Raw genomic sequence first — 19,196 nt, forward strand, 5'->3', positions numbered from 1 at the left:
GAGGCAATGCTGCGCGAGCTCGGCATCGTGCACCGTTACACTCGGCCTTACCGCCCCCAGACCAACGGCAAGATCGAGCGCTTCTGGCGGACCCTGGACGACGACGTGATCGACGGAGCCACCTTCGACAACCTCGACCACTTCGCCAACGAGTTGTTCGAATACATGGTCTATTACAACAACTTCAGGCCCCACCAGGCCCTCGGCGGCAAAACCCCGAAGGACTTCGCCGCCGACAAAAAAATCCGATCACCGAATTAGTGAACTCGCACAATTGCGAGCTCTTCTCACTCGCCGCTGCTGCGTTGCTCCATGACGCCCGCCGGGCTAACACTTTGCGGTTCCAGGTCAGGACATCGCCATGCAGATTCTCCGTCACCGCATCGAACTCGCCACCACTGCGCCGATCCAGCTCATCGACATCACCGATCAGGTTCGTCGCTTCGTCGCCGGCAGCGGCGTCAAGGACGGTCTGGTCACGGTGAGCTGTCTGCACACCACCGCTCGGATCAACGTCAACGAGCGCGAAGAGAAGCTCGAGCGCGACATGCTGACCTTTCTGAAGCGCTTCGTGCCGCGCGACGGCGACTATCTGCACAATCTCGATCCGGTCGATGGCCGCGACAACGCGCATTCGCATCTGATCGGACTGTTCATGAACTCGTCGGAGACGATCCCCGTCGCGCACGGCTCGATGGTACTCGGCGAATGGCAGTCGGTGTTCTTCATTGAGCTCGACGGTCCGCGTCAGCGACGCCGCGTCGAATTGCAGATCATCGGGTAAGGCCAGTCGCGTCCCGCGCGACGACTCCCCCATCGAAAGAACGGGGTGCTACGGATGGATACGTGGGCTGCGCCCGCGTATGACCGCAGCGATATCACCAAACAGGTCATCAGCCATGACGCCGGACGACATCGCAGGCTTCTACGCCAAGCGCGCGGATCTCGATCTCGACGATTACATCGAGCTGGATTTCGACTTCGAATGCGCCGGCGATCCGCGCGAGGCCGCGGCGCATCTGTGCAGCGAGCAGTCGACCGCGCAGTGGCGCCGGGTCGGTTTCGACGAGGACTTCCGCCCGCGCTTCGCCGCCAAGGTGCTGGAGCTGCATGCCGAGCCGCGCCCCTCGGGCTTCAGCATTCCGGTGGAATGTGCCGCGCGCGGGCCGGTCCACGCCTGCCGCGTCACGATCGCGCATCCGCACGGCAATTTCGGCGCGAAGATTCCGAATCTGTTGTCGGCGGTGTGCGGCGAGGGCGTGTTCTTCTCGCCCGGGATCCCGCTGATCCGGCTGCAGGACATCCGGTTTCCCGACGCGTATCTGGCCGCGTTCGACGGCCCGCGCTTCGGCATCGCCGGCCTGCGCGAGCGGCTTCAGGCGTTCGATCGTCCGATCTTCTTCGGCGTGATCAAGCCGAACATCGGACTGCCGCCGCAGCCGTTCGCGGAGCTCGGCTATCAGAGCTGGAGCGGCGGCCTCGACATCGCCAAGGACGACGAGATGCTGGCGGATGTCGACTGGTGTCCGCTCGCCGAGCGCGCCGCGCTGCTCGGCGACGCCTGCCGGCGTGCGTCGGCCGAAACCGGCGTGCCGAAAATCTATCTGGCCAACATCACCGACGAAGTCGATCGGCTGGTCGAACTGCACGACGTCGCGGTGGCCAATGGCGCCGGCGCCCTGCTGGTCAATGCGATGCCGGTGGGCCTGTCGGCGGTGCGGATGTTGCGCAAGCACGCCACCGTGCCGCTGATGGCGCATTTCCCGTTCATCGCCGCGTTCAGCCGTCTGGCGAACTACGGCATCCACTCCCGGGTGATGACGCGGCTGCAGCGGCTGGCTGGCTTCGACGTGGTGATCATGCCCGGCTTCGGGCCGCGGATGATGACGCCGGAGCACGAAGTGCTCGACTGCATCCGCGCCTGCCTTGAGCCGATGGGGCCGATCAAGCCGTGTCTGCCGGTGCCGGGCGGCAGCGACTCGGCGGCGACGCTGGAGAACGTGTATCGCAAGGTCGGAAGCGCCGATTTCGGCTTCGTGCCGGGGCGGGGCGTGTTCGGCCATCCGATGGGACCGGCGGCGGGCGCCGCTTCGATCCGCCAGGCGTGGGACGCGATCGCCGCGGGAATTCCGGTGGCCGATCATGCGGCCGGCCATCCGGAGCTTGCGGCGGCGCTGCAGGCGTTCGGCGGGCGCTGACCGGCACCCGCCGCGGTATGTCGGCGCCTCAGCGCGGCAGTTCGGTGAAGGTGACGATCACGGCGCTGCGCCGCCCCATGGTCGGCGCGCCATCGCTATGGATCCCGGCCGGATCGTAGATCACCGCGTTGCCCTGGCTGCCGGTCAACTCGACCTGGTTGTCGGCAATCGCCGCGGTGAAATTGCTGTCGGCGACCAGATCGGCGCCGAACGAAGCCTTGCGCTGCAGCCCGGCGGGCAACGCGTAGAACGTCTCACGGGCGGTCGGCAGGGTCGAGGACAATCCGCACAGGTCGTTGGCGCGGCGGATCATCGCGTCCCAGAATCGCCGGCCGGCGCGGTTGCTGCCCGCCACATAGGTGAACGGGCCGTTCGCGGCTGCGGTCTCGCCGAGATAGACCACCATCTTCACCACGTTATAGCTGCCGTCGACCTTGAAGCCGTCGCACGGCGAGACGTCGACGCTGACGTCGGCGAACGGACTCGCGGATGCGCCGCTCGGCGCCTCGGTCAGTTCGGCGGTGATCCGGCCGACACCGACCGGACGCTTGAGATAGCCGCTGGCAGCTTCGGTCAGACCGGCGTCGGCCGCGACCTGGTTGAACCATTTGTACAGCTCAGGCGCCGCCGCAGCATCGATCACGACGCGGGTCGAATCCGGATCGCCTGGAATCGCGACGCGATGCTCCAGCGATTTGAACGCGGCATCGAGCTGCTTGCGCAGCTCCACGATCTTGTCGGGGCCGAGCTGCACCGGTGCGAACCCGTCCTGCGCCAGGGGGGCGAATACCGCGCTGCCGCGCTCGGTCTTCGGCGCGTAGGCCGACCCGGCGCTGAATCGGCCGAGCCGCTGCAGCATGATCAGCCGCAGATAGGTCGGCAGGCCGCGCAGCACCGTGACGAAGCGGTTGCCGGTTTCAGCGGGACGCGGCAGATGCTCGACATCGATCATCCGCTGAGCGGTGGTGAGGACAAATCCGTAGCCGAAGATAGTGATCGCCTTCAGCCGCGCGCCCAGCATCGGCATCGACATCACGCGGCCATAGGCCGGGTGGGCGTCGTAGTCGATCATCGGCAGGTGATCGAACGGATAGGATTTGGTTTCGGATTGCATGGTCAGCCCCTCTGAAGGCATCGCCGATAGCACGGACGCGGGATTGGAATATGGCGGTCGGCCGCGAGGCCGGCGAGTTGGCAATCCGGCCAACACGCCGGGCGCGGCTCAAACACAACGGCCGCTCCGGTATCCGAAGCGGCCGTTCGAAGGTGAAGCACAGCGCGGTACCGGCGCGGTCAGATCCAGGCGAAATTCGCTGCCGGGCGCGCACTGCGGTTGAGCAGCGAGCGCATCAGGCAACGCTCGATCTGCACCGACGAGATCGTGGCGGCGTCGGCGCCGACCAGGGCGCCGGCGTCGCTGCGCTCGGCGAACACCCGGCCGCTCGCGACTACGGCCAGCGCCGGATTGCGCGACGCGGCGCGCAGCTTGCGGATGGTTTCGGCCACGCGCGGCAGCCAATGCTCGCGGCGCAGCGCGGGGCTGAGCGACAAGTTCACGGCGTCGAACCAGCCGCTGGCGACCAGATCCATCAGCGCCCGGTCGCCGTCGGGAAACTCGCTGACCGTGTTCCAGCCGGCCTGACGCAGCAGTTCGGCGTGCAAGGCGGCGCAGAACGAATGCGGCTCACCCGGCTGCGATACCAGCAGCACGCTGCGCGGCTGCGACCTTGCCAGCGGTGCCGACAACAGATCGAAACTGATCCGCCGCATCGCGGTCTGCAGGTGGCAGAGCCCGATGGTGACTTCGAATTCGCTGCAGGCGTCTTCGCTCCACAGGTTGCCGAGGCTGCGGGCGGTCGGTTCGAACAGGCCGGTGAACAACGCGGTCGGCGACGACGCCCGCGCCAGCGATTTGTCGATCAGATCGAACGCGTCGGCGAGATTCGGCGCGATCAGGAGCCGGGCGAGTTCGGCAGCTCGGGCTTCCGCCGGATCCTGCGCGGTGCGCGTCCTGGCGGCGGTGTGCTTGATGACGAGATGCGGAATAACAGTCGAGACAATGCTTTCGGGATGCACGGCACGCACTCGATCTGGTTGCCCTCGAACACAGGAAAACGACGCTGAACGAATGCGATCGAGCCGTCGCCGCTGCCGAGGGGAAGCAGGGAGTGGATCGCCTCGCGCGGCTGGCAGCCCGTCAACAAACCGGCAGCACCGTTGCCGCGGCTGCGAAGGGAGCCCGGAATCGGACGGTCGTCTTTGCTCTAAATCAAAACGGCACAGCCGCGTCGTTCGCGGGCGGCAACGCCGAACGCCGTCTCCCGGCCGGACCGCAGCGGCATAGGGTCGCGGCAGACGGGCCGAGGCGATTGGGCGATCGAGTGTCGGCCGGTCGCGCGGCGGTCATCGGCCGGGCTTCGGCGAGAGCTCCCGAGTAGTTCGACGAAGTCGGGCGATGGCGGAAATGCCCGGCTGGCGATTGTTACTTCGGCACCACCAGCGGAGTCGCCCACCACGGCGCGTGCCGGGAATTAGTAAGCGAACGTCGTCGAAATTACCGCCGGTCGAAGGAGTGAAGCGAGCTTACTCCATTGTCGTGGGTCAAGCGACGGCCGGCACTTCTCTGTATATTTACAGCCGCGCGAATCGGAGCAAAACTGATTCCACGGATCGTGACTTGCTGAGCAACTACCTGTTTAATCAAAGAGTTAGACGGCTAATTGACTCATGGTGATTCGCGATTCTCTAGAACGAGTGTCTGGTTACCAGTCGCTCGTTCACCGTTCCAGCGTGAGGCGTTTTCTTAGCGTAGCCGGAACAGGTCTGCGCGGAAGTTAACGAGTGGTTAACGTTAATAAGTAAAGCGTTGTTCACGCTGTTCACCTTAGGGGGCAAGCCGCCCCTAATTGAAGAAAGCTGGAGAACTACGATGCAATTCGATCTGTCCAACCGAAACCTAGCCCAGAAGATTTCGATCCTCGTCTTGGGAATTACGCTGTTCGCCTCGGTCGCCATCGGTGGCGTCGGCGAAATGGTCTTGCACAAGGTGACCGATAGCCACGCCAAGCAGACGGCGCGGGTCGCGTCGCTGGACCGTCTGGTCGGCCAGGGAGGGGCGACGCTGTCGCCTGTCCGCGCCGCGGACGGCAGCATCGTCGGCATGCTGGTGATGCAGCAGGATGCCGGACCCGTGGTGATGCCGGCCTCGTTCGAAGGCCAGGGTCTGATGGTGCAGGCGTCGGAGACCGTGGTCACGTCCACCCCCGATTACGGCGTCGGCGCCGCTCGCACCATGCTGCTTCTCGCCGGTGTCGTCGTGTTTGCGGTGGTCGGTCTGGTCGGAACCCGGATTTCGCGCGGCCTGCTGGCGCCGCTCGGTGAGCTCGAGAAGGACGTCGAACGGCTCGCCTCCGGCGACACCAGCGTCCGCATCCATGCGCTGAGCCGCTCGGATGAAATCGGCCGGATCGCGCGGTCGATCGCCAAGATCCAGCAGTCGCTGATCGAGCTGGCGAAGCTGAAGAGTCACCGCGTACTCGACGGCACAACCGGCATTCTGGCCAATCTCAAGGAAATGTGGATGGATCTGAAGGGGGCCGTCAGCAATGCCCGAGAGATGTTGTTCACGGACGGACGGACGGTCAGCGAGACGCTGTCGCGGTCGTGGAGCAGCTGGCTACACAACGGTCTGGGCGTTCCGAAGCGCGCCTGACCGGCGCCTCGCCTCGCGACCCTGAACGCGCCTCCTGGAGTTATTGAAGGCGCGACGATCAAGACCACGCGTTGAGATCACCACATCGAGGCTCACCCAGCGGGTGAGCCGGTACCAACAAAAGCCCGCGCATCGCCGCGGGCTTTTCTATTTGGATCAGCCGACCTGATGGCCGCCGCGACAACAGGCGGCAAAGCGGCGACCGTCTGCGCCGGTCCGCCAACCAGCAATGTGTCGGCGATGTCTCCAATCGCGCCGGCCGGGTGCTCGATGCAGCCAGGCAGGTGGTCGCGCTCCCCTCAGGACATGATCGCCCGCGACAAGCGTTGCGACGAGCCAGGACGGGATCCACCCGTCGGGTTGTGGACCAGCGACTGTCGACGATTGCTGCTTCAGGAATGTCCGACCCACGGTCGAAGCCGGGGCAAACCTGCATCGGTGATGCAAAGTCGCGCGGGCGGAGCGGACCGGTTCGGACAGAGACGGAATGGTGCCGCAAGAGGGGCTCGAACCCCCGACCCCGTCATTACGAATGACGTGCTCTACCAGCTGAGCTATTGCGGCAACCGCGGCGCGTCGACGAAACGCCCCGAAATGTCGGCTCCTGATATCGGGCGGCGGCCTGATTGGCAAGAACCAGAGCGCCACAACCGGCGGTCGGAGCGCCCGCCGATGAGATCTCGAAGCCGTCGTGCGCCGGCCCGAACCTTGGCCGGCCAGCTCAGCGCTGCGGCCGGTAGCCGCGCCAGCCGCTGCTTTGTCCCGTCGGAGTCTGCGGACGCTCGGTGAACTCTTCCGGCGCGGCTTCCTCGTCGACACCGGGATCGTCCGGAGCGCGGACGATCGGAATTACCGGCGGCGGTGCTTCCTTGCGGCGGTGGAACAGCGGCGCCGCAGACGACGACATCGGGATCACCGTGTCCGAGGCCGTCTGGGCCGCCGCTTCGGCCGGCTTGGCTGGCTTATCGGACTTGGCGGGCTCTTCAGCGGGCGGTGTCGAGGTTTCCTTCGGTGTTACGATCGGCGCCTCAGGAGCGGCTTCGACCGTGACCGTGACCGCCTCCGACGATTCTGCGGCCGGCAACGCCTCGGCGGTGGCCGAGGCGATCAGCGCATCGTGGAACTTGTCCTCGACCACCACCGCTTTGTTCGACGGCAGCGCCGAAACCGGCACCTGCCACTGGAAGGCGTCGAGCCGCCCGGTGACCGGCGACACCGGCCGCCAATGCTCGGACACGTAGCCATCGGCGGTCCACACCGGATCGTGCAGGGCGCGCACCGCTCGCAACGTCCAGGCCCGCGCCTTCGCGGTGTCGCCCCGGTCGCCGTGCTCGATCTCCGCCATCAGCATCGCGACTCGTTGGGTGGGCATCTCCAAATAAGGTTCGAGCACCGCGCGGGCACGGCTGAACGACCCGGCATCGATCGCGGCGCGGGCGACCGCCACCGCGCTTTCGAGCTGCTGCGGACCCTTGCCGACAAGATTTTCAACCCGGCCGAGCCGCGCGCTCGCGGTGTCGCCCGGCTTGAGGTTGGCATAGGTCGAAGCCAGGTCGGGATGCGGCTGCGCCTGCCAGGCGGCCTCGATCACCTTCATGGCGCGGCGGACCTGATGGGCCTCGGCGAGGTACTTCGCTGCCAGCACCGCCGCCGGCACCAGGGTCGGCGCCAGCTTGTTGGCTTCGAGCGCGCTGTCGCGCGCCACGCTCTCGTCGCTCTCCTCCAGATCGATCGCCCGCGCGGTCAGCAGCACCGCGCGCTGCCGGCGAAACGCCTTCTTGTCGATCAGCCCGGCCGACAGATTGCGCTCGAGGATCTCCAGCGCGCCGGTCCAGTCGGCGCGGGCGCAGCGGAAGCCGAGCACCGCCTGAGACGCCCAGGCACAGTTCGGCTGCAGACGCAGGGCCTCTTCGGCAATCGCCAGCGCCGCATAGGGATCGTCGGCGCGCTGCGCCTCGATGTACAGCCCGCGCATGCCGAGCGACTTGGTGTCCTTGCGCGAGGCCATCGCCAGGAACGCACGGCGCGCACCTTCGCGATCGCCTTCGAGCTGCGCCGACTGCGCCTGCAGCAGCAGCGCCAGCGGATCGTGCGGAGCGTGGCGCCGCGCCGTGTTGGCGTGGGCGCGTGCCGCGCTGCTGTCGCCATGGCCGACCGCGAGCAGGCCCTGGGTGATGGCGTTGCGGGCGCGGGCGCTGCGCCGCGAGCTGCGGCCGCGCTTCATCCAGCCGGGTGCGCGCAGCACCCCGAGAATGATCGCCCAGGCCAGCATCACGGCCACGATGGCGCCGCCGAGTACCAGTGCGAACACCGGCAGGGTCATCGACGCCCGCCAGTCGTTCCACGACAGCACCACCTCGCCGGGCTGTTCGGCCACCCAGGCAGCGCCCGCCGCCGCGAGCGCGATGATCACAAGAAACAGGACGATGCGCAGCATGAGCAGACCTATGGCGACGGTTTCTGCAGCGCCCCGAGCGCTGCGGTGGCGAATTGATGAGACGCGGCGAGCGCCTGGTCGCGCGCCTCGGCCTTGTCGATCCAGGATTGAACAGGAGCGCGGTCGTCCGGCGCAAGCGCTTTCAGCTCCTTCAGCGCGGCCGCGATGTCGCCCTGCTTGCCGGCGGCGGTGAGCCGGCCGATGACCGCCGTGCGATCGATGCCCTCGACCGCGTCGGAGCGCTGAATCTTGACCAGCCGCTCGGCATTGGCCGTGAACCGGTCGATGAAACTCGCGTTCGAGCTGGTCCTGTCCGGCAGCAGCTTGGGCAGCTGTTCGATCAGCTCCTCGCCCAGCGCACCCGCACTCGGAACGCCGGTGGCGGCGAATCGATCCAGCGGCTTCAGCGCGGATGGATCCGGCGCAAGCGGCCTCGCGGCCTTGAGCAAAGCCTCGAACGGATTCCCCTGGCTGACGGCGAGGTCGAGCAGGGTGGCGGCGACGGCGCGGCGCAGCGCGCCGTCTTCGGCCGGAGCCGCCGTGGCCGCTGGTTTCTCGGCGTCAGCCTTGGCGGCGGTCTCCAGTGCGCCGAGGCGCCGATCGAGGGCTGCCAGCGCAGCGGTGGTCTGCTCCAGCGCGGCGCTCTGGTCGGCGCTGGCCGAGCCCGGCTGGCCGGCGGCTTCGGTCCCTGCGCCGGCCGGCGCTGCCTTCAGCTCCTTGACGGCGGCGGCGAGCTGATCGGCCTGGCCGCGCAGCGCCCCGACCTCGTCGCGCAGCGATGCGATCGTCTTCTCCAGCGCGTCGATCCGGCCGGCGGCTGCCGCATCCGGCGCGCCTGCCGCATCGGACGCGGCTTTCGGCTGCGCTTCGAGATTGGTGATCCGGATCGCCAGCGCTTCCAGGGCGGCGCGGTCGCCCGGCGCCGCCGCTGCGCCGCCGGCCGGGGCGGCTTCGAGCTTGGCGATCCTGGCGTTCAGGGCGTCGAGCGCGGCGGGATCGGCCTGCGGAGCGGTGACGCTGGTCGTCTCCAGGAATTGCGGCAGCAGCCCCATCTTGGCGGCGCCGACCACGAGGCCCGTGGCGATCGCAATCGTCAGTACCGGCGGCAGGATCAGCGACGCGATGCTGCTCCGCGGCGGTGCCGAGCTGTGCGCACCTGCCGACGCGTCGGCTGCGGCGGTGGTGGTGGCGAACTCCGGTTCCGGCAGCCCGGCCGCCTGTTCGGCCTGCTCACGCTGATCGGCGGCGATATCGAACGCCTGCTCCGGTCCGCGTGCCGGCTCGGTGTCGGGCGTCGTCTCCGCCGGCGCTCCCGCCTCGGACCCGGGAGCCGCAGCGCTCGTCTCCTCGGCCGAAGGCTGGGAATGCTCGGCCGGTTCCGCGGCCTGTTCGTGTTCGGGCCTGTTCTCGACCATCCTTGGATTTTCCTCGTCGCTACCTGTCGGTGCCGGCGGTCCGGCGCCGCATCAACTCACTTTGGCCGGGCCGAGTGCCCGATCCAGCGCTTCGAGCAGCGCTTTTTCGTCCGGCTTCCGCGCCACCATCACCTGGTTGGCGCCGGCCTCGCGCACCACCTCGGAGACCGCCTCCGACAGGCAGCACTGCGGGATCGCCAGCGCCGAGATTTCGATGCCGGAGGTCCGCGTTGCGTCCACGAAAGCCCGGGCACTGCGCCGCGAGTAGTGCAGCACCGCTTCGATCCCGTTGGCTGCGAAGGCATCACAGATATCGGCGGGCAGGCTCGGCACCGGCACCATCCTGTAGGCGGTCTGCATCACGACCTCGAAGCCATCTTCGCGCAATTCGCCGGCGAGGTCCCGCGACAGATCGGCGCCCGCCAGATACAGCAACGCGCCGGCGCGCTTGTCTGTCCCGCGAAGACTGTCGCGGATCTTGATCCTGAGCTTGGCGGCATCGCCGTCGGCCACGATGACGTTGCTGAATCCGGCATCCTGCGCCTTGCGGGCGGTGTGCTTGCCGACCGCAAACAGTGGCAGATCCAAGAGCCGCGCCAACACCGGCTGTCCTTCCAGCGCACGCAGCGCATTGGCGCTGGTGACGATCACCCCGGTGTAACGCGCGTCGGGATCGTCCGGGAAAGGCACCGGCTCGAACCGCAGCATCGGCGCCAGCAACACCTCATAGCCCTTGGCGCGCAGCGTCTTCGCGGTCGCGTCGCCGTCGGGTTGCGGGCGGGTGACGAGCAAAGCCACGCGTTACGTCCTCGCCTGTTGGTTGATGAAACTGAATCCGATGTAGCCCGGCCGCATGACCCTGAGCCGCGTGAAAACCGGTCGCGTCGCAGCGCCCCGCTTCGCTGCTCCCACGCAATCTGCCGGGGCCGCAGGGCGCCAAGGGGATGATTGCATTCCAAGACCCCGCAATGCTACGCGAGGCAAGGAGAACGCCGGTTCGGGCGCAAACGCAAGGGCTCAATTTGACTAGTGAACAAGCCTTGCTGGTGCTGGGGATCGAGACCACCTGCGATGAAACCGCAGCCGCTGTGGTCGAGCGTCGCGCCGACGGCAGCGGCAGGCTTCTCTCCAATATCGTACGTTCCCAGACCGACGAGCACGCGCCGTTCGGTGGCGTCGTCCCGGAGATCGCGGCGCGCGCCCATGTCGACGTGCTCGACGGCATCATTGCGGCGGCGATGAACGAGGCCGGCGTGGCGTTTGCCGGGCTGTCCGGCGTCGCGGCGGCCGCGGGACCCGGACTGATCGGCGGCGTGATCGTGGGTCTCACGACCGCCAAGGCGATCGCGCTGGTACATGGCACCCCGCTGATCGCGGTCAATCACCTCGAAGCCCATGCGCTGACGCCGCGGCTGACCGATGCGGTCGAGTTTCCCTACTGCCTGTTCCTCGCCTCCGGCGGCCACACCCAGATCGTGGCGGTGCTCGGCGTCGGCGACTATGCCCGGCTCGGCACCACGGTCGACGACGCGGTCGGCGAGGCGTTCGACAAGATCGCCAAGATGCTCGGCCTGCCCTACCCCGGCGGCCCGCAGGTCGAACGCGCGGCCGAAGCCGGCGATCCCAACCGCTTCGCGTTTCCCCGTCCGATGCTCGGACGTCAGGATGCCAATTTCTCGCTGTCCGGGCTGAAGACGGCGGTGCGCAACGAGGCCGGCAAGCTGACGCCGCTCGATCCGCAGGACATCGCCGATCTGTGCGCCGGCTTCCAGGCTGCGGTGCTGGACTCGGTCGCCGACCGGCTCGGTGCCGGCCTGCGGCTGTTCAAGGAGCGGTTCGGGCCGCCGAAGGCGCTGGTCGCGGCCGGCGGCGTCGCCGCCAACCAGGCGATCCGCCGGATGCTGCGCGAGGTCGCCGCGAAAGCGCAGACCACGCTGATCGTGCCGCCGCCGGCGCTGTGCACCGACAACGGCGCGATGATCGCCTGGGCCGGTGCCGAACGGCTGGCGCTCGGCCTCACCGACCCGATGGATACCGCGCCGCGCGCGCGCTGGCTGCTCGACGCTGGCGCCACCGCGCCGGCGAAATTTGCCAACACGCGCGCCGGGTTCTAAGGCCGGCAATGCTGTGTTGGTGGCTTGGATGATGTTGCGATGAGTTCGTTGAATTCGATTGCCGTGCTCGGCGGCGGCGCCTGGGGCACCGCGCTGGCGCAGACCGCCGCGCGGGCCGGGCGAAACGTGACGCTGTGGGAGCACGACCCCGGCAATGCCGAGCATCTGGCCGCGGCGCGCGAAAGCCGGTTTCTGCCCGGCGTAACGTTGGAGCCGTCGATCCGGGTGACGCGCGATCTGGCCGAAGCGGCGCACGCCGACGCGCTGCTGCTGGTGGTGCCGGCGCAGGTGCTGCGCCAGGTGGCGACGTCGCTGCAGCCGCTGATCGCGCCGAAGACGCCGCTGGTCGCCTGCGCCAAGGGCATCGAGCACGGCACCCACCGGTTCATGACCGAGATCATCGCCGAATGCGCGCCGGCCGCGATTCCGGCGATCCTGTCGGGGCCGAGCTTCGCCGCCGATGTCGCCCGCGGCCTGCCGACCGCGGTGACGATCGCCGCCACCGATGCGGCCTGCGCGCAGGCGCTGGCGCAGGCGATGAATTGCGGCAGCTTCCGCCCGTATCATTCGACCGATGTGCGCGGCGTCGAACTCGGCGGCGCTACCAAGAACGTGCTGGCGATCGCCGCCGGCATCGTCGAGGGCAAGAAGCTCGGCGCTTCGGCGCTCGCCGCGATGACGACGCGTGGTTTCGCCGAACTGGTGCGGTTCGGCAGGGCTTACGGCGCGCGGATCGAGACCATGCACGGCCTGTCCGGGCTCGGCGATCTGGTGCTGACGTGCGGCACGTCGCAATCGCGCAACTTCTCGTTCGGCGCCGCGCTCGGCCGCGGCGAGAGCATCGACACCGCTTCGCACGGCAAGCTCGCCGAAGGTTTCTTCACCGCGCCGGTGCTGATGGAGATGGCTCAGGCCAAGGGCGTCGAGATGCCGATTTCGGCCGCGGTCGCCGCGATCCTCGACGGCAAGCTCGGCGTCGAGGCGGCGATCGAAGGATTGCTGACGCGGCCGCTGAAGGCGGAGGAATAGACGTGGCGTACTGGCTGGTGAAATCCGAGCCGTCGGTGTGGTCGTGGGACCAGCAGGTCGCCAAGGGCGCCGAAGGCGAAGCCTGGACCGGGGTACGCAATCACTCCGCCAAGCTGCACATGGTGGCGATGCGGCGCGGCGACCGCGCGTTCTACTATCACTCCAACGAGGGCAAGGAGATCGTCGGCATCGCCGAGATCATCCGCGAGGCCTATCCGGACCCGACCGATGCCAGCGGCAAATTCGTCTGCGTCGACATCAAGGCCGACAAGCCGCTGAAGACCCCGGTGACGCTCGCCGCCGTCAAGGCCGAGCCCCGCCTCGCCGACATGGCGCTGCTGAAATACTCGCGCCTCTCGGTGCAGCCGGTGACGGCCGAGGAGTGGAAGCTGGTCTGCAAAATGGGCGGGCTTTAGCCCCAAGGTGCCCTGACTATTGTGATGTCATCCCCCGCGGATGCGGGGGATCCAGTATTCCAGGGCATTCGTGATCGACCTCGGGCTCTCTCCGATACTGGATCGCCCGCCTGCGCGGGCGATGACGTGGTGTTGGGCGGCTCGCTCCGCCTCGCAGGCCCCCACCTTTACATCTCTCCGCCACTCGCCCATCACCGCGCGATGAGCAGCTCCGCCATCGCCGATCCGATCGGCTTCATCCAGGCCAACACCCGGCTGCGCGCGGTGCCGCTGGTGCCGGAGGTTGTGCTGCACGTCGCCGACGAGGCGCTGCCGCTGTGGAGCAAGACCGAGGAAGAACTCGGCGAGGCCGGGTTGCCGCCGCCGTTCTGGGCGTTCGCCTGGGCCGGTGGACAGGCGCTGGCGCGCTACGTGCTGGATCACCCGGAGGACGTCGCCGGCAAACAGGTGATCGACCTCGCCTCCGGCTCCGGGCTGGTGGCGATCGCGGCGATGAAGGCCGGTGCGCACAAGGTCACCGCGTTCGATATCGACGGCTTTGCGCGCGAGGCGATTCTGGTCAACGCAACAGCGAATGGCGTCGCGATCGAGGTCTGCGGCGACGATCTGCTCGCCGGGCCGCATCCACTGCCGGCGCAAACCGTGCTCGCCGGCGACATCTTCTATCAGCAGGATATCGCCGGCCTCGCCTTCGACTTCCTGCACGGCCGTGCCGCGCAGGGCGCGCGCGTGCTGATCGGTGATCCCGGGCGGTACTATCTGCCGAAGGACCAGCTCGTGCAGCTTGCGAGCTACGGCGTGCCGGTGACGCGCGAATTGGAAGATTCCGAAATCAAACACACCGGCGTTTGGACGCTGAAGCCATCGCGCCCCTGAACAGCCGGCCGGGATCTGGCCCGGCGACACGCCGAGTCGGCAGGTCGCCCGGCCGGCTGCTGGCTTTGGCGGATCGGCTCGACCTATCCGGCTAATGCGCCAGCGCAAGGGTCTCGGATGGCAGCTCTCCAAAGAGGGTCCGGTAGCTTCGCGAGAAATCGCTCAGATGCCAGAAGCCGTACGCCAGCGCGCAGGCCTTGACGCTGATGTTGCCAATCAGCAACCTTTGCCTGACCTGCCAAAGCCGTTTGAGCTTGAGGTAACGATGCAGGCTCATGCCGCGATATTGCAGCACCGCGGTATGGAGGGTCCGCACGGAAACGCCGAGGGCGTTCGCCAGCTCGCCGCTATAGATCGGGTTCGCCGGGTTTGCGGAGATGATCTCGTCGATACTCTTGATGATGCCGAGAAAACGCTCGGCATGCGATGATCGCGCGCCCGGCGCGACGGCCGAATTCGCGAACGCCTCGTCCGCCGCTGCGAGCAACGATTCCTTGGCGCCTTGTGCGACCTCCGGCTTTTGCAGGTCGTCAGGGGAATGCGAGGCGAGAGTCATGATCTCCACTACCAGACAGCGAAGTCTTTCATGGGCAGGCTGCGACATGAAGAACTGAGCAAAGCCGTTCTCTGCGGCCGGCCATCCGCGGTCGCGGACCTCCGGCTCGAACGCTACCCGCGCGAAGCAATGGGGCCTATTCTCATAGGCCACGTAACCGGCGCCGCTGTGTCCGAGGACGAGTGTCGAAACCTTGAGATCGATGCCGTTGAACAGGCCCCCAGTTTCGTCGGTCATCGAGAAACCGATGACCGTCCGGCCCGGCTTCAGCATCCCGCCGGTCAGGCGGGGAAACGAGCACTCCACCAACATGTCACAACCCGGCATGGTCAACATGAACTGCCGAGCCGAGATCTTTCTGACGAGCGGCGTCAATTCAAACTGCAGTGCTGCCGCACCCGATCGATACAGGTCGATATCGTCGAAATGAAATATCCGCAGCGCGGCCGATGGGGCCAATGACAGCGTGGTTTTCATCTCAATTCAAAGCAAAACCTGAAAAGCCGCTTGCTTAAGACGCGGGCATGTCGCCTACGCGCTCGGCATTTTCAAACGAACTAATAGCAGATGAGTATTTGAGGGCTGATCTCTCGTAATGTCCAGGTCGTTGCAGATTTTCGATATCGATTTTACCGCTCGTTAATGTCCGTCTAACTCGCGTTTGAAAGATTGCAGGACGCGTCGACTGCGTATCACCACGCCACGGAAATAAGCGATGCTTTGGTGCAGTCGGGCGGAGCGATCAGTTGGGAGGATATTTCAAGTGTCCGATTCCACGGCGACGGCAACCCAAGGCTCGTTGCTCGACGAACTCGAATGCGCGATTCAGACTGGTTCGGCAGAGCGCCGTCTCGAGACTTTACGTCGCATCACGGACCTCTTCCTGAGCGACAGCAACAGATTCAATGAAGATCAGATCGCCGTTTTCGACCAAGTCCTTGGTCATCTGATCAGAAAGATCGAAACGCGCGCTCTGGCCGAGCTGAGCGTTCGGCTGGCCCCTATCGACAACGCGCCCCTCGAAACGATCAGAAGCCTGGCGAGAAGCGACGATATCGAAGTCGCTGGACCGGTGCTCGAGGAATCGGCGCGATTGACGACAAGCGATCTGGTGGACATCGCTAGGACCAAGGGGCAGGCTCATTTGATCGCGATTTCCGGCCGCCCGACACTGACCCACCCGGTGACGGATGTACTGGTGGCGCGAGGAAACATGGAGGTCTACCACCGGCTGCTGAGCAATGAGACGTCGTCGATTTCGGCGGCCGGTTTCACCGTGCTCGCCAAAGCCGCCGAACACGATGAGCTCCTTGCCGAAAAAGCCGGCCGGCGCATCGATATCCCGATCAAGCTGCTACGCGATCTGTTGTTGAAGGCGAAAGAAGCGGTCCGCGAGCGGCTGCTGGCGGTGATGCCGGAAAAAGTTCGCAACGAGGTCCAGCATGTTCTGAATTCCGTGGTGCAGGCCGTGGGCCACGAGGCCTCACAGCCGCGTGATTACGCCGCTGCCCGCAGGTTCGTCGAACTTCTCAAGGAAAAAGGCGAACTGCAGGAAAAGGATCTGCTGCGGTTCGCAAAGGCTCGCCAATACGAGGAAACGGTTGCAGCGCTGTCGCTGCTGGCATCCACTCCGATCGACATCCTCAAACCGCTGATGCAGAGCCCGCGCTGCGACGGCCTGCTGGTGCCGTGCCGCGCCGCCGACTTCCGGTGGGAGACGGTCAGCGCGATCCTGCAGATGCGGTTTTCGGGAGCCCCACTCTCGACACCCGAGCTCGACCAGATCGGGCAGGAGTTTGCGAAACTGTCGAAAGCCAGCGCACAGCGGATGCTCAGGTTCTGGAAAGTGCGGGAAAGCACTCAGGCGAGCGCCTCGTAACAGCCTGGAAACCGCTGCGATCGGTACTGGGAGGAGGCCGCAATGAGCTGGGACAAGCGCAAGGCAAAACGTGTGCAATTTCAACACGCCGACGGCATCGATGTCTGCATCGTCAGTGTCGACGGTGTATGGCGACGCGAGGGCAGGCTTTTGGATATCTCCGAGTCCGGAGTTCTGCTGAGCTGCACCGGCTCGCTCCAGGGGCTGGACCTCAGAACCTTTCTGCTGGAGTTCAGGCCGAAGCGCATGGCCAGCCGGCTCTGTGCGGTGGTGCGGATCGAGGCCGGCCGGATCGCGGCGCGTTTCATCAAGGAAACGGCCCGTTGATCTAATAGACTGCAAGCCTTGCGCCGTCGTGCCCGGCCATCGTCAGCCGCCGCACCGTGCCGGGCGTCTCGTCGCCGATCGCGACCGGGAGGAAGTGCTCGGTGCGGCCCTGCGTCGGGCTCTCGATCAGCACCGAGCGCGTCGTCCCAACCTCCGCGGCCAGCCGTCGCCGCAGCGCGGCTTCGCCGGCCGCACGCAACCGCGCGGCGCGCTCGCGAATGACCCGGCCGTCGAGTTGCGGCATCCGCGCCGCTGGGGTGCCGGGCCGTGGCGAATAGGGAAAGACGTGCAGAAAGGTCAGGCCGCAGTCCTCGACGAGGTCGAGCGAGCGCTGAAACATGTCGTCGGTCTCGGTCGGGAAGCCGGCGATCAGATCGGCGCCGAACGCGATGTCCGGCCGCAGCCGCCGTACCTCCTCACAGAATGCGATCGCATCGGCGCGGGCGTGCCGGCGCTTCATCCGCTTCAGGATCAGATCGTCGCCGGCCTGCAGCGACAGATGCAGATGAGGCATCAGCCGCTCCTCGGTTGCCAGCGCGTCGAGCAGGTCGCGATCGGCTTCGATCGAGTCGATCGAGGAGATCCGCAGCCGCTGCAGCTCGGGGACGTGGCGCAACACCTTCTTGATCAGGCTGCCGAGCTTCGGCGCGCCCGGCAGGTCGGGGCCGTAGCTGGTGAGGTCGACGCCGGTCAGGACGATCTCGGCATGGCCACGCTCGGCCAGCCGCCGCACCTGCTCGACCACCGCGCCGACCGGCACCGAGCGGGAATTCCCGCGGCCATACGGGATGATGCAGAAGGTGCAGCGATGGTCGCAGCCGTTCTGCACCTGTACGAACACCCGCGGCAGTCCGCTCTGGTAACCGTCGACCAGATGCGGCGCCATGTCGCGCACCGCCATGATGTCGGCGACTGCGATCTTCTGCTCGGTGTCGAGCCCGAAGCTAGGTAGTGCGTCGAGCGCGTCCTTGGCGGCGTGCCAGGCGTCGCCGCGGGTCTTGTCGTCGTTGCCGATGACGCGGTCGACTTCGGCCATCGCGGCGAATGTCGCCGGTTCGGTCTGAGCCGCGCAGCCGGTCACGATGATTCGGACCTCGGGGCGCGCGCGCTTCAGCTTGCGGATCTGCTGTCGCGCCTGCGCCACCGCCTCATTGGTCACCGCGCAGCTGTTGACCACGATGGTGTCAGTGAGCCCGGCGCCTTCCGCCTCGCGCCGGATCAGCTCGGACTCGAACGCGTTGAGGCGGCAGCCGAAAGTGACGACCTCGACGGCCATTACGCGGTGGTCGAAGCGCGTGCGACGGCGAACAGCGCCGGATCGAACCGGCCCTCGAACTCGAACTCGGCGCCGCCGGTCATCAGCACATGGTTATCGCTGTCGCGCCATGCGATGGTCAGTCGGCCGCCCGGCAGCGTCATCTCGACCGTCCGCTCGGTGCGCTTCAGCCGTGCCGCCGAGACCGCGGTGGCGCAGGCTGCCGAGCCGCACGCCTTGGTCAGGCCGGCGCCGCGCTCCCAGGTCCGCATCGTGATGTGCTGACGATCGACGATATGGGCGAGCGTGATGTTGGCGCGCTCGGGAAACACCGGATGGTTTTCGAGCAGCGGCCCGAACCGGCCGAGATCATAGGCCTCGATGTCGTCGACCCAGAACACGGCGTGCGGATTGCCCATGCTGACCACCGACGGCGTGTGCAGGATCGGCGCGTCGATCGGCCCGATCTGCAACTCGATGCCGCGGGTGTCGCGAAACTCTTCGGCGAGCGGGATGTCCTGCCAGCCGAACTTCGGCTCGCCCATGTCGACAGTGTAGAGACCGTCGGCCGGGCCGCGCCAGCAGTTGAGCAGCCCGGCGCGGGTCTCGAAGGTCAAGCCGCTCTTGTCTGTACCGGCGAACATCTGCCGCGCGACGCAGCGCATGCCGTTACCGCAGGCGCCGGATTCGGAGCCGTCATTGTTGTAGATCCGGACGAAGGCTTCGGTGCCGGGCAGCCGGGCCGGCTGCAGCAGCATCAACTGATCGTAGGGGACATGCGCCGCCACTGCCCGCGCATCGGCAGGCGTCACAGGCGCCGGCTGATCGCGCAGGTCGACCACCACGATCTCGTTGCCGATGCCGTTCATCTTGGCGAACAGGCGGTTGTCCAGCGCGCTCATGCTCTCGTCCTCGCCGCGCCTATATGGCGAACCCCGCCCGGTTTGGCCAGTCTGCCGCCCACACCGGCGCACGGCCACAG

17 protein-coding genes, 1 tRNA gene and 2 pseudogenes are annotated in these 19,196 nt (G+C 66.8%); 11 read left to right on the forward strand and 9 right to left on the reverse strand.

Annotated features, from left to right (window positions below; translation table 11 throughout):
* The 4 genes and pseudogenes from DWA33_RS25800 to DWA33_RS23005 form a co-directional block, all read left to right on the forward strand.
* Window positions 1-103, forward strand: a pseudogene (locus tag DWA33_RS25800) (integrase core domain-containing protein); the annotation flags it as partial.
* Window positions 82-261, forward strand: a pseudogene (locus tag DWA33_RS22995) (integrase core domain-containing protein); the annotation flags it as partial. The pseudogenes DWA33_RS25800 and DWA33_RS22995, both read left to right, overlap by 22 nt.
* 100 nt (window positions 262-361) lie before the next feature.
* The gene (locus tag DWA33_RS23000; RefSeq protein ID WP_114360825.1) at window positions 362-784 is read left to right on the forward strand and encodes a secondary thiamine-phosphate synthase enzyme YjbQ; all 423 of its coding nucleotides are present in this window, start codon (window positions 362-364) and stop codon (window positions 782-784) included.
* 115 nt (window positions 785-899) lie between these two features.
* Complete coding sequence (locus DWA33_RS23005; protein ID WP_114360826.1) at window positions 900-2,198, forward strand: RuBisCO large subunit C-terminal-like domain-containing protein; 1,299 nt, start codon at window positions 900-902, stop codon at window positions 2,196-2,198.
* 28 nt (window positions 2,199-2,226) lie between these two features.
* Here the strand turns inward: DWA33_RS23005 and DWA33_RS23010 are convergent, their stop codons facing one another.
* Together DWA33_RS23010 and DWA33_RS23015 are read right to left on the reverse strand one after the other, a co-directional pair.
* Window positions 2,227-3,312 carry a phytanoyl-CoA dioxygenase family protein gene (locus DWA33_RS23010; protein ID WP_114360827.1) on the reverse strand — a complete coding sequence of 362 codons (1,086 nt, stop codon included), beginning with the start codon at window positions 3,310-3,312 and terminating at the stop codon, window positions 2,227-2,229.
* A gap of 179 nt (window positions 3,313-3,491) precedes the next feature.
* Entirely contained in the window at window positions 3,492-4,274 is a 783-nt protein-coding gene (locus DWA33_RS23015; RefSeq protein WP_244601379.1) for a cobalamin B12-binding domain-containing protein, read from the reverse strand.
* 853 nt (window positions 4,275-5,127) lie between these two features.
* Between DWA33_RS23015 and DWA33_RS23020 the strand changes: the two genes are divergently transcribed.
* Window positions 5,128-5,910, forward strand: coding sequence for a HAMP domain-containing protein (locus tag DWA33_RS23020; protein WP_114360829.1), 783 nt, complete (start codon window positions 5,128-5,130; stop codon window positions 5,908-5,910).
* Window positions 5,911-6,398: 488 nt separating this feature from the next.
* On the opposite strand, the gene DWA33_RS23025 is transcribed toward DWA33_RS23020, so the two are convergent.
* The 4 genes from DWA33_RS23025 to DWA33_RS23040 all read right to left on the reverse strand — a co-directional run bounded on the left by DWA33_RS23025 (window position 6,399) and on the right by DWA33_RS23040 (window position 10,560).
* A tRNA-Thr gene (locus DWA33_RS23025) sits at window positions 6,399-6,474 on the reverse strand.
* Window positions 6,475-6,631: 157 nt separating this feature from the next.
* On the reverse strand, window positions 6,632-8,347 hold the full coding sequence (locus DWA33_RS23030; protein WP_114360830.1) for a heme biosynthesis protein HemY: 1,716 nt from the start codon (window positions 8,345-8,347) through the stop codon (window positions 6,632-6,634).
* Between the two features lie 8 nt (window positions 8,348-8,355).
* Complete coding sequence (locus DWA33_RS23035; protein ID WP_114360831.1) at window positions 8,356-9,762, reverse strand: COG4223 family protein; 1,407 nt, start codon at window positions 9,760-9,762, stop codon at window positions 8,356-8,358.
* 51 nt (window positions 9,763-9,813) lie between these two features.
* Window positions 9,814-10,560, reverse strand: a complete 747-nt coding sequence (locus tag DWA33_RS23040; RefSeq protein WP_114360832.1) for a uroporphyrinogen-III synthase — start codon at window positions 10,558-10,560, stop codon at window positions 9,814-9,816.
* 242 nt (window positions 10,561-10,802) lie between these two features.
* Here DWA33_RS23040 and tsaD point away from each other — a divergent pair, with 242 nt between their 5' ends.
* The 4 genes from tsaD to DWA33_RS23060 all read left to right on the forward strand — a co-directional run bounded on the left by tsaD (window position 10,803) and on the right by DWA33_RS23060 (window position 14,197).
* Window positions 10,803-11,876, forward strand: a complete 1,074-nt coding sequence (gene tsaD / locus DWA33_RS23045) for a tRNA (adenosine(37)-N6)-threonylcarbamoyltransferase complex transferase subunit TsaD (RefSeq protein WP_114360833.1) — start codon at window positions 10,803-10,805, stop codon at window positions 11,874-11,876.
* A 39-nt stretch (window positions 11,877-11,915) separates the two neighbouring features.
* A complete protein-coding gene (locus DWA33_RS23050) occupies window positions 11,916-12,905 on the forward strand; it encodes an NAD(P)H-dependent glycerol-3-phosphate dehydrogenase (RefSeq protein WP_114360834.1) in 990 nt (329 codons plus the stop codon).
* Window positions 12,906-12,907: 2 nt separating this feature from the next.
* Window positions 12,908-13,321: an EVE domain-containing protein gene (locus tag DWA33_RS23055; protein ID WP_114360835.1), complete on the forward strand. Its 414-nt coding sequence runs from the start codon at window positions 12,908-12,910 to the stop codon at window positions 13,319-13,321.
* Window positions 13,322-13,522: 201 nt separating this feature from the next.
* Window positions 13,523-14,197, forward strand: a complete 675-nt coding sequence (locus tag DWA33_RS23060; protein ID WP_114360836.1) for a class I SAM-dependent methyltransferase — start codon at window positions 13,523-13,525, stop codon at window positions 14,195-14,197.
* Between the two features lie 91 nt (window positions 14,198-14,288).
* On the opposite strand, the gene DWA33_RS23065 is transcribed toward DWA33_RS23060, so the two are convergent.
* Window positions 14,289-15,230 carry an AraC family transcriptional regulator gene (locus DWA33_RS23065; RefSeq protein WP_114360837.1) on the reverse strand — a complete coding sequence of 314 codons (942 nt, stop codon included), beginning with the start codon at window positions 15,228-15,230 and terminating at the stop codon, window positions 14,289-14,291.
* Between the two features lie 286 nt (window positions 15,231-15,516).
* Between DWA33_RS23065 and DWA33_RS23070 the strand changes: the two genes are divergently transcribed.
* Window positions 15,517-16,632, forward strand: a complete 1,116-nt coding sequence (locus tag DWA33_RS23070) for a DUF2336 domain-containing protein (RefSeq protein WP_167443269.1) — start codon at window positions 15,517-15,519, stop codon at window positions 16,630-16,632.
* A gap of 42 nt (window positions 16,633-16,674) precedes the next feature.
* Window positions 16,675-16,959 (forward strand): PilZ domain-containing protein, encoded by a 285-nt coding sequence (locus DWA33_RS23075; RefSeq protein WP_114360839.1) that lies wholly within the window; start codon window positions 16,675-16,677, stop codon window positions 16,957-16,959.
* Between the two features lies 1 nt (window position 16,960).
* Here DWA33_RS23075 and mtaB read toward each other — a convergent pair whose 3' ends face one another.
* Both mtaB and dapF read right to left on the reverse strand, forming a co-directional pair.
* Window positions 16,961-18,235: a tRNA (N(6)-L-threonylcarbamoyladenosine(37)-C(2))-methylthiotransferase MtaB gene (gene mtaB, locus DWA33_RS23080; protein ID WP_114360840.1), complete on the reverse strand. Its 1,275-nt coding sequence runs from the start codon at window positions 18,233-18,235 to the stop codon at window positions 16,961-16,963.
* A complete protein-coding gene (dapF, locus tag DWA33_RS23085; RefSeq protein ID WP_114360841.1) occupies window positions 18,235-19,116 on the reverse strand; it encodes a diaminopimelate epimerase in 882 nt (293 codons plus the stop codon). The genes mtaB and dapF overlap by 1 nt, the downstream gene beginning before the upstream one ends.
* Window positions 19,117-19,196 lie beyond the last annotated feature (80 nt).

The sequence above is a fragment of the Rhodopseudomonas pentothenatexigens genome (genome assembly GCF_900218015.1).
Lineage (GTDB): Bacteria > Pseudomonadota > Alphaproteobacteria > Rhizobiales > Xanthobacteraceae > Rhodopseudomonas > Rhodopseudomonas pentothenatexigens.

What these genes read in the sequence shown, in the direction of transcription:
- DWA33_RS23000 (WP_114360825.1), top strand. Translation starts at nt 362, where the DNA reads ATGCAGATTCTCCGTCACCGCATCGAACTCGCCACCACTGCGCCGATC.
- DWA33_RS23005 (WP_114360826.1), top strand. Translation starts at nt 900, where the DNA reads ATGACGCCGGACGACATCGCAGGCTTCTACGCCAAGCGCGCGGATCTC.
- DWA33_RS23010 (WP_114360827.1), bottom strand. Translation starts at nt 3,312, where the DNA reads ATGCAATCCGAAACCAAATCCTATCCGTTCGATCACCTGCCGATGATC.
- DWA33_RS23020 (WP_114360829.1), top strand. Translation starts at nt 5,128, where the DNA reads ATGCAATTCGATCTGTCCAACCGAAACCTAGCCCAGAAGATTTCGATC.
- DWA33_RS23030 (WP_114360830.1), bottom strand. Translation starts at nt 8,347, where the DNA reads ATGCTGCGCATCGTCCTGTTTCTTGTGATCATCGCGCTCGCGGCGGCG.
- DWA33_RS23035 (WP_114360831.1), bottom strand. Translation starts at nt 9,762, where the DNA reads ATGGTCGAGAACAGGCCCGAACACGAACAGGCCGCGGAACCGGCCGAG.
- DWA33_RS23050 (WP_114360834.1), top strand. Translation starts at nt 11,916, where the DNA reads ATGAGTTCGTTGAATTCGATTGCCGTGCTCGGCGGCGGCGCCTGGGGC.
- DWA33_RS23060 (WP_114360836.1), top strand. Translation starts at nt 13,523, where the DNA reads ATGAGCAGCTCCGCCATCGCCGATCCGATCGGCTTCATCCAGGCCAAC.
- DWA33_RS23065 (WP_114360837.1), bottom strand. Translation starts at nt 15,230, where the DNA reads ATGAAAACCACGCTGTCATTGGCCCCATCGGCCGCGCTGCGGATATTT.
- DWA33_RS23075 (WP_114360839.1), top strand. Translation starts at nt 16,675, where the DNA reads ATGAGCTGGGACAAGCGCAAGGCAAAACGTGTGCAATTTCAACACGCC.
- mtaB (WP_114360840.1), bottom strand. Translation starts at nt 18,235, where the DNA reads ATGGCCGTCGAGGTCGTCACTTTCGGCTGCCGCCTCAACGCGTTCGAG.
- dapF (WP_114360841.1), bottom strand. Translation starts at nt 19,116, where the DNA reads ATGAGCGCGCTGGACAACCGCCTGTTCGCCAAGATGAACGGCATCGGC.